Origin of the sequence: Methylotenera sp. (assembly GCF_013141425.1) — a bacterium.
Taxonomy (GTDB): Bacteria; Pseudomonadota; Gammaproteobacteria; order Burkholderiales; family Methylophilaceae; genus Methylotenera.
Map to the genome: position 1 here is coordinate 1 of NZ_JABFRA010000058.1, position 9,443 is coordinate 9,443.

General features: G+C 44.0%; 9 protein-coding genes and 1 tRNA gene. 8 read left to right on the forward strand and 2 right to left on the reverse strand.

Features of this window, described 5'->3' with window-relative positions:
* Window positions 1-713: tRNA guanosine(34) transglycosylase Tgt (tgt, locus tag HOO90_RS04960; RefSeq protein ID WP_292840215.1), on the reverse strand; the 713-nt coding region annotated here is incomplete at its 3' end.
* Window positions 714-812: 99 nt separating this feature from the next.
* Here tgt and HOO90_RS04965 point away from each other — a divergent pair.
* From HOO90_RS04965 to HOO90_RS04990, 6 genes are all read left to right on the forward strand, one after another.
* Complete coding sequence (locus tag HOO90_RS04965) at window positions 813-1,418, forward strand: 1-acyl-sn-glycerol-3-phosphate acyltransferase (protein ID WP_292840217.1); 606 nt, start codon at window positions 813-815, stop codon at window positions 1,416-1,418.
* Window positions 1,419-1,430: 12 nt separating this feature from the next.
* A complete protein-coding gene (locus tag HOO90_RS04970) occupies window positions 1,431-2,423 on the forward strand; it encodes a phosphatidate cytidylyltransferase (RefSeq protein ID WP_292840219.1) in 993 nt (330 codons plus the stop codon).
* 53 nt (window positions 2,424-2,476) lie between these two features.
* The gene (gene pssA, locus HOO90_RS04975) at window positions 2,477-3,292 is read left to right on the forward strand and encodes a CDP-diacylglycerol--serine O-phosphatidyltransferase (RefSeq protein WP_292840221.1); all 816 of its coding nucleotides are present in this window, start codon (window positions 2,477-2,479) and stop codon (window positions 3,290-3,292) included.
* Window positions 3,293-3,628: 336 nt separating this feature from the next.
* Complete coding sequence (locus HOO90_RS04980) at window positions 3,629-5,203, forward strand: 2-isopropylmalate synthase (protein WP_292840223.1); 1,575 nt, start codon at window positions 3,629-3,631, stop codon at window positions 5,201-5,203.
* Between the two features lie 112 nt (window positions 5,204-5,315).
* Window positions 5,316-6,191 (forward strand): drug/metabolite exporter YedA, encoded by an 876-nt coding sequence (gene yedA / locus HOO90_RS04985; RefSeq protein WP_292840224.1) that lies wholly within the window; start codon window positions 5,316-5,318, stop codon window positions 6,189-6,191.
* Window positions 6,192-6,221: 30 nt separating this feature from the next.
* Window positions 6,222-6,908 (forward strand): HAD family phosphatase, encoded by a 687-nt coding sequence (locus HOO90_RS04990; protein ID WP_292840225.1) that lies wholly within the window; start codon window positions 6,222-6,224, stop codon window positions 6,906-6,908.
* 34 nt (window positions 6,909-6,942) lie between these two features.
* Here HOO90_RS04990 and ccsA read toward each other — a convergent pair whose 3' ends face one another.
* Complete coding sequence (ccsA, locus tag HOO90_RS04995; RefSeq protein WP_292840227.1) at window positions 6,943-7,749, reverse strand: cytochrome c biogenesis protein CcsA; 807 nt, start codon at window positions 7,747-7,749, stop codon at window positions 6,943-6,945.
* 81 nt (window positions 7,750-7,830) lie between these two features.
* On the opposite strand from ccsA, the gene ffh reads away from it, so the two are divergent.
* Together ffh and HOO90_RS05005 are read left to right on the forward strand one after the other, a co-directional pair.
* A complete protein-coding gene (gene ffh, locus HOO90_RS05000; RefSeq protein WP_292840229.1) occupies window positions 7,831-9,195 on the forward strand; it encodes a signal recognition particle protein in 1,365 nt (454 codons plus the stop codon).
* Between the two features lie 170 nt (window positions 9,196-9,365).
* Window positions 9,366-9,441: transfer RNA gene (locus HOO90_RS05005), tRNA-Lys, on the forward strand.
* The last annotated feature ends 2 nt before the right edge of the window (window positions 9,442-9,443 follow it).

Here is a 9,443-nt window from a genome sequence, read left to right on the forward strand (position 1 = left end):
GGTTTGTTTTGTGGCATTTTTGGGGCGGTGTGCGCCAATATGCGCAGCATATCTTCTTTTGGCTCGCCGACGGATAAGCCTCCAATGGCAAAGCCATCAAAATCAATTTCGGTTAAGCCTGCTAGCGATACATCACGCAACTCTTCAAACATGCCGCCTTGAATGATACCAAATAGTGCATTGCTATTGCCTTGATGCGCGTCTTTGCTGCGTTTTGCCCAGCGCAAACTTAATTGCATGGAGTCATTCGCTTCTTTAAGCGTGGCTGGAAAAGGCGTGCATTCGTCAAAAATCATCACAATGTCGCTGTTCAATACTTTTTGAATGCGCATCGATTCTTCTGGCGTTAAAAAGCAGGTGTCGCCATTGATTGGGCTTTTAAACTTGACGCCCTCTTCAGAGATTTTACGCATCGCGCCCAAGCTAAATACTTGAAAGCCGCCTGAGTCTGTCAGTATCGGGCCATCCCAACCCATAAACTTATGCAGGCCACCATGCACTGCAATAACTTCTAAGCCAGGCCGTAGCCATAAATGAAAAGTATTGCCCAAAACGATATGCGCATCAATTTCTTTAAGCTCAAGTGGTGACATTGCCTTAACTGTGCCGTAAGTGCCCACTGGCATGAATGCTGGCGTTTGCACATCGCCATGCGCTAAGTGAACCGTGCCGCGACGGGCGAGGCCATCTTGTTTGTGTAGGGTAAATTGCATGAAGTTTAGCTATTTTGAACCGTTTTTATGAATCTGGGATTTTATCATAAGCCTTTGCTATACTCATTTTTGTATCAATAACACCGCAAAAAGATTTCAATGCTCACACATGTCACCCGCTTGGTAATGATAGGCTTGGTTAGGCTGTTAATTGGCGCCAATCCACGTTGGGTAGATGCTGCGCCGAATTTGTCGCAAAGCATTTACTTTACCAACCATACCAGTCACCTCGATACTTGGGCGCTATGGGTGGCGCTGCCCGCGCAAATTCGAGCTAAAACTCGACCTGTTGCAGCAAAAGATTACTGGAGCAAAGGCCTCATTAAGCGGTTTATTGCACTAAAAATACTGAATGCGGTGCTGATTGACCGAGAAGTATCGAGGCATGCGGATCCGCTGGCACCTTTGATAGAAGCCCTAGATGCGGGCGATTCTTTGATTATTTTCCCAGAAGGTACGCGCAAAGCACAGGCCGAACCTAGCGATTTTAAAGGTGGTTTGTATCATTTAGCAGAAGCTTTTCCGCAAGTAAAATTAATCCCTGTTTATTTAGATACTTTGCATCGCAGTATGCCAAAAGGTAGTATTTTACCAGTGCCAATAATATGCACGGTGCGGTTTGGCGCAGCGGTTAGCTTGCAGCAGCAAGAACGAAAAAAAGAATTTCTAGCGCGAGCGCGTTCTGCTGTCTTGCGTTTGATTTAAGAAAGAATGCCCATGCTGACTGAACTAGCCAACACTTTGGAAAGGCTTGACCCAAGCCAAAAATTTTACTGGCTAATTAGCGCGATAGCACTCTTACTACTAATCGCCTCAACGGTTGGTTGGATGCTAAAGCGTCGCTTATTGGCGAAACAAAATCCGTCAGAAAAGTCACAAAAAGTTATCAACAATCTGATTTCAAGAGTGAATGCTTGGTGGGTGATGGTGGTGATTCTCGTCATTGCCTTTTTGGCAGGGAAATTAGGCACCATCGTCTTATTTGGCTTTATTTCTTATTTTGCACTGCGCGAATTCCTGACGCTTACCCCAACCCGCTCGGGTGATCACCGCACCTTGTCGTTAGCGTTTTTTTTGCTTATTCCACTACATTATTATTTAATTTACACCGATTGGTATGGGCTCTTTAGCATACTGATCCCCGTGTATGCCTTTTTGCTGATGCCTTGTATTTCAGCCCTTGCCCAAGATACTGAATATTTTTTAGAGCGCGCAGCCAAAATTCAATGGGGTGTGATGGTGGCTATTTATTGCATCAGCCATGCGCCAGCATTGCTTTTGTTGCCCATAGCGAATTATGCGGGGCAAAATACTTTGCTGCTTTTTTATTTTTTACTCATCGTGCAATTGAGCGACGTGCTGCAATATGTATTCGGTATTTTATTTGGAAAAACAAAAGTGGCACCTATTGTTAGTCCGAATAAAACGCTGGAAGGTTTAATTGGCGGTGGATTGTCAGCAGTTTTAGTCGGGGCAGGCTTGTGGTGGATTACTCCCTTTACTCCGCTTCAAAGTGCCGGCATGGCGGCAATTATCGTGGTGATGGGATTTCTTGGTGGTTTGGTGATGTCTGCTGTAAAGCGTAGTTTGGGCGCTAAGGATTGGGGTAGTATTATAGAAGGCCATGGCGGCATGCTCGACAGAATGGATTCTGTGAGCTTTTCGGCGCCGATATTCTTTCATTTAGTACGTTATTTTTTTACGCCCTAAGTGAAAAGTGTTTATTATAATGGCTCAACTTAAATTATTGATGGTTTTCAAGCATGGCAGAAGTTAACGACAAGATTAAGGCAAACGAAAAAGCAAAGCGTAGAGAGAGTGATAGCGCCAGTCTGCGCCAGCGCGGCATCTATCTGCTACCAAATTTGTTTACTTCAGCGGCATTGTTTGCTGGTTTCTTTGCTATTGTGCAGGCGATGAATGGTCATTTTGAGCTTTCTGCGATTGCTATATTTGTAGCAATGGTGCTGGATGGATTGGATGGTCGTGTTGCTCGTATGACCAATACACAGAGTGCGTTTGGGGCGGAATACGACAGCCTGTCTGACATGGTGTCGTTTGGTGTGGCGCCGGCACTTATCCTTTATGTATGGGCGTTAAAGCCATTGGGCAAGCTTGGCTGGTTGGCCGCATTTACCTACTGTGCCTGTGCGGCCTTACGCTTAGCCAGATTTAACACAAAACTGGAAGATGACAATCAAGATAAGCGCTACTTTCAGGGTTTGCCTAGTCCAGGTGCTGCAGCGCTATTAGCTGGTTTTGTATGGGTTTCATACGAATATGGCGTGAGTGGGCGAGATGTGTTTTTTGGCGTGCTACAATGGAAATGGATGGCTTGGGGCTTGACCATATTTGCTGGCCTTTCGATGGTTAGTGATTTGCGCTACTACAGCGGAAAAGATATTAACTTAAAAGAAAGCGTGCCTTTTTTTGTGATTCTGGCCATTATGCTGGTGATTGTGCTGATTTCATACAGCCCGCCAGAGGTGTTGTTTTTTGTGATGGCTTCTTACGGGCTTTCTGGCTATGTATCGTGGGTACAAGAACGATTAGAGAAAGTGAAGCCGGAATTAAAGTGAATGATTTATTTTTTTAAATTAAATGCTTTTAAATTAAACGCTTGCGGAACTTGTTAAAAAATACTATATTTCTATCACGATGTTTAATTTACCTATCTCCTTCGTTTTTTATGCAGTTAGCCTCATGTCTAGCGCATTGTTATTTCGCAAATTTCTTGCGTTACGTACTGCTGCCTTGCGCAACAGTTGCAACCTGCGCTAGCGCGCAAACTATACCCCCAACTCCCTGATATTAAAGACGTTGCGTAACAATCGCAGCGGGATACGGCTTTCTGAGGCATAAATATGTCTCAAATTAAGCTAAAATAGACAAAAATTGAAATGAAGGTATTCATCATGAATCAAGCGAACAGTCAAACTGTAAACTCACAAGTCAAACAAGAACAAATTATTATTTTCGATACTACTTTGCGCGATGGCGAACAAAGCCCAGGCGCCGCCATGACCAAAGAAGAAAAAATCCGTATTGCGCGCCAACTAGAAAAATTGGGTGTTAATGTGATTGAAGCAGGCTTTGCAGCAGCAAGCCCAGGTGATTTTGAGTCAATTTCAGAAATCGCCAAAATCATCAAAAACTCAACCGTCTGTTCATTGGCGCGTGCCAGTGAAAACGATGTACGCCGCGCAGGTGAAGCGATTAAACATGCGGCAAGTGGCCGTATTCACACATTTATTGCTACCAGCAAAATCCACATGGAAAACAAACTTCGCATGACGGAAGACCAAGTGGTTGAGCGTGCCGTGCAAGCTGTTAAATGGGCATTGGAGTACACCAAGGATGTAGAGTTTTCTGCTGAAGATGCAGTACGTTCAGATATCGACTTCTTAGTACGTATTTTTGATGCCGTGATTGAAGCAGGCGCAACCACTATTAACGTGCCTGATACTGTAGGTTACTCAATTCCTGCACCATGGGGCGAGCGTATGGCTACACTTATCAAGCGCGTAAAAAATAGCGATAAAGTCGTGTGGTCTACCCATTGTCATAATGACTTGGGCATGGCAGTTGCTAACTCTTTAGCTGCGGTAATGAATGGTGCGCGTCAGGTGGAATGTACGATTAACGGTTTGGGTGAGCGTGCAGGTAACGCCAGCTTAGAAGAAGTCGTCATGGCGATTAAAACCCGTAGTGACGTGTTTAACTTAACTACGCGTATTGATGCGACACAAATCGTGCCTGCAAGTAAATTGGTTTCAAGCATTACGGGTTACCCAGTACAACCAAACAAGGCGATTGTTGGTGCGAATGCTTTTGCACATGAATCAGGTATCCACCAAGATGGCGTATTGAAACACCGCGAAACTTACGAAATTATGCGCGCTGAAGACGTGGGTTGGAATGCCAACAAATTAACTTTGGGAAAATTATCTGGTCGTAACGCATTTAGAACACGATTGAAAGAGCTTGGCATTGAGTTGTCGAGTGAAGATGCTTTAAACGCCGCTTTTGCTCGCTTTAAAGATTTGGCTGATAAGAAATCTGAGATTTTTGATGAAGATTTGCACGCTTTAGTCAGCGATGAGTTTGTGCAAGAAGCTTCTGAGAATTTTAAATTAGTCTATTTGCAAGTGACCTCACAAACAGGCGAGATCCCGCATTCCTTTATTACGATTTCTGATAATGGCACGGAAAAGAAAGCCGAAGCAGATGGCGGCGGCCCTGTCGATGCAACTTTCAAAGCGATAGAAAATATCGTCAATAGCGGCGCTGAATTGCAATTGTATTCTGTGAATAACATTACCAGCGGCACAGACGCGCAAGGTGAAGTAACTGTGCGTTTAGCTAAAGGTGGACGTATTGTGAACGGACAGGGTGCAGATACTGATATTGTGATTGCTTCAGCAAAAGCCTATTTAAATGGCTTGAATAAGTTGCATAGTAAGCTTGAGCGCGCACATCCGCAGGTGTGATTCTTCGTAAAATCGACCAAATACGTCGTTGCTTTTCGCTTGCCGTACTAAACGTACTGTCTGCGCTCAAGCGTCTAGTCTTTGGTCGATTTAACAAAGAAACAATCAAAATATGAGTCATAAAAATCAAAGCTTGTTGATTGTCCTAGCGCTGTTTTGCACCTACTTTATCTGGGGCTCAACGTACCTTGCTATTCGCTTTGGCATAGAGAGCTTTCCCCCATTTTTACTGGCGGGCATGAGATTCACAATCGCTGGGCTTATACTTTATGCTGTGATGCGCTATCTAGGTAGCCCCAACCCAACAAAGAAACAGTGGGTAAGTGCAACCATAGTAGGCATTTTGTTGCCCGCATTGGGTAACGGCACCGTCTGTTATGTTCAGCAAACGGTATCGTCAAGCGTGGCGGCGCTTTCTATTGCTACTGCACCCATTTGGATGGCGATTTTCTCCAGCATTTGGGGACATAAAATTTCCAATAGAGAATGGCTGGGTATTGCAGTTGGTTTTGCCGGGATTGTACTGTTAAATGTGGGTGGTACTTTTCATGGCGAGCTAGCTAGTGCGTTGCTATTAATTTTTGCTGCGGCTAGTTGGTCTTTTGGTTCTGTATGGAGTAAGCACATGGATTTGCCAAGTGGCTTAATGGCCAGTGCGGCGCAGATGCTTGCTGGCGGAATTGCGTTATTATGCTTCAGTGCTTTGCAAGGTGAAACTTGGCCGCAGAATATTAGCTATAAATCATGGGGGGCGATGCTGTTTTTAGTAGTGTTAGGCTCGCTGGTCACTTACTCAGCTTTTCAATGGCTACTTAAAAATGTTCGTCCCTTGGTGGCGAGCAGCAATACTTTCGTGAATCCTGTGGTAGCGTTTATTGTAGGTATTTGGTTTGCCAATGAGCATGTGACAAGTTCTGAATATATAGCTCTAGGCATTATACTAATTGGTGTGTTTTTAGTGCTATCGGCAAGCAGTAAAGAAAATTAAAAGATTTTAAAATTAACAAAGAAATTAACGATGAAACAGAACTTGTTGAGACACAACTTGGCTTTATTTGATTTGGATAACACCTTGCTTGCAGGTGATAGTGATTATAACTGGAGTTTATTCCTAATTAATGAAGGTTTGCTTGACGCGAAAACGCATCACGATAGAAATGAGCAGTTTTATTTAGACTACAAAAATGGGTGTTTGGATATAACTGAATTTTTGAAATTTCAGTTAAAGCCACTTTCAGAACATTCAAAAGAGTTCTTAGACGCTTTGCATCTAAAATACATGGAAAAAATCATTCGCCCGATGATGACTGATAAGGCTCAGGCTTTAGTTGATCAACATAAGGCGGCGGGTGATTTATGCGTCGTAATTACTGCCACCAATAGCTTTGTGACTAAGCCAATCGCAACCGCCTATGGTATTGAGCACTTACTTGGAAGTGACCCTGAAATGGTCAATGGTCAATATACCGGTGGCGTAACGGGTGTGCCAACCTTTAAAGAAGGTAAAGTCATTCGCATTAATCAGTGGTTAGAAGCTCGTGGTACTAAGTTAAGCGACTATGAGACCAGTTACTTTTATAGCGATTCACACAATGATTTGCCCCTGATGAAATTAGTGACAAATCCTGTGGCGGTAGATGCTGATGAAATTCTAACGAAGTATGCCAAACAACAGGGCTGGCCAGCAATTAGCTTGCGCGGTTAGCTGATTAGCTTTATTGCTGAAAGGCCAACCTAAATTACCGACCCAATAGCACCTGTAGTATAAATTTACTACCAACATAAGCCAGCACCAGCAACAGAAAACCAGTTAAAGTCCAGCGTATGGCTTTTAACCCACGCCAGCCGTATTGGTAGCGGCCATACAATAAACCTCCATAGATAATCCAACTGGCGATGGAAAACACAGTTTTGTGATTAAACTGCATCGCCTTGCCAAAAATTTCCTCAGAAAACCACATGCCGCTTATTAATGTGACGGTCAGTAAGGCAAAGCCCAAGGTAATGATTTTAAACAATAAGTTTTCCATCACCATGAGTGGTGGAAAATTGGGTAGTTTAATCAGCGTAGGTTTGTTATGCAGAGTACGCTCAGCAACAGTCATGAGTAAAGCGTGAAATGTAGCGAAAGTGAATAAACTATAAGCCAGTAAGGCAATTGCAATATGCGCTAAAAATAATGGCGATTCTGTTTCTGGCATCAAGTGGTTAGTAACATTTGAGGCTGGTAGCAGTGCAAAAATAGCTGAGGGCGGTAGAACAAATGCCTGTAGACTAGTTAACTGATGTTTTAAATCGGCGACCCAGTAAATCAGCACCGTTAGCCATGAAATGGCTGAGAGCATATTAAAAAAACCTAAATCAAAGCCATGGGTAAAAATCACCTGGTAGAGTAACCAAGCATGAATAATCAAGCCAAGTGCAATCATGGCAGAATGTAGCTTAAGTGATTGGTCTTTGACAGGGCTTTTTGCGCCACGCCAAAAATCTGCTGCTACCGCTATATAGATAAAGAAAACCACTAAATAAGGAATTAATTTTTGCATAACGTGATTATGGCGCAAATATGCGTTAAATATAATAGGTTGATGTAAAATTGAGTATCTAATGATTTGTAAGAGAATGCAATGCTAGAAAATCTAACCGACCGCCTGCAAGGCGTCATCAAAACTCTACGTGGCCAAGCAAGGCTCACCGAAGAGAATATTTCAGATGCCATGCGCGAAGTGCGCATGGCCTTGCTGGAGGCTGACGTAGCGCTACCAGTAGTTAAAGAGTTTATCGCCCAAGTAAAAGCGCGTGCACAAGGGCAAGAAGTGCTACAAAGTTTAACGCCAGGTCAGGCGGTTATTCAGGTAGTGCATGATGAACTGACCTCGTTGATGGGAAAAGCAAACGTCGGTTTAAACTTAGCGGCAGTGCCGCCAGCCATTATTTTGATGGCGGGTCTGCAGGGTTCAGGTAAAACAACGACATCAGCCAAACTGGCGAAATTACTCAAAGAGCAAAAGAAAAAAGTATTGCTAGCAAGCGCCGACGTCTATCGTCCAGCCGCGATTGAACAACTGAAAACGCTGGCCAAGCAACTGGATGTGGAATGTTTTGACAGCAACGCTTCGCAAAAGCCAGAAGATATTGCCAAGGCGGCACTAGATTTTGCTAAACGCGGATATTACGATGTGGTGATTTTTGATACCGCAGGTCGTTTGGGTATTGATGAAGTGATGATGGCGGAAATCAAAGCCTTGCATGCACTATTAAACCCAATCGAAACCTTGTTTGTGGTCGACGCCATGCAAGGTCAGGATGCCGTCAATACGGCTAAAGCATTTAGTGACACATTGCCGCTCACAGGCGTTATTCTCACTAAGCTTGATGGTGATTCACGCGGAGGTGCAGCTTTATCCGTGCGTCACATTACTGGCAAGCCAATTAAATTCGTCGGTGTTAGTGAAAAGGTGGATGGTTTAGAGCCATTCCATCCCGAACGGATGGCTTCGCGCGTGCTGGGCATGGGTGATGTGTTGAGCTTAATTGAGCAAGCACATAAAAATGTTGATATGGCGGAAGCGCAAAAACTCGCTGATAAAGTTAAATCGGGCAAAAACTTCGATTTAGATGACTTTAAAGCGCAAATGTCACAAATGCGCAAAATGGGGGGCATGGGTGCGCTCATGGATAAAATGCCCGCGCAGATGGCTGGCATGGCCAACAAAATGAACCCAGAGGATGCAGACAAAGCGATTCGCCGCATAGAAGGCATTATAAATAGTATGACAGCCTTAGAACGCCGTAAGCCTGAGCTAATTAAAGCCACCCGTAAAAAACGCATTGCTGATGGTTCTGGCGTGCAGGTGCAAGAGGTCAATCGTTTGCTTAAACAGTTTGAAGAAACGCAAAAAATGATGAAAATGTTCGCTAAAGGCGGCATGGCCAAAATGATGCGTAGCATGGGCAGCTTGATGGGCGGAAAATTGCCAGGCATGCGCTAATTTTTAATGCCATCAAAATTAAGTGCGCAAAAAGTTAATTTATTTGCCAGTTTTGCATTGACCAAGCGCAGAGTTTCTAGCATAATTGCGCCCTTTCGTAAGTAATGCTTTATTCGTAACGCAATAACTCCCGAAATCACCAGAAACACAGAAAACCCATGTTACACAATGGGGCGTTAGCTCAGCTGGTAGAGCAGCGGACTTTTAATCCGTTTGTCGTGGGTTCGATCCCCGCACGCCCTACCAAT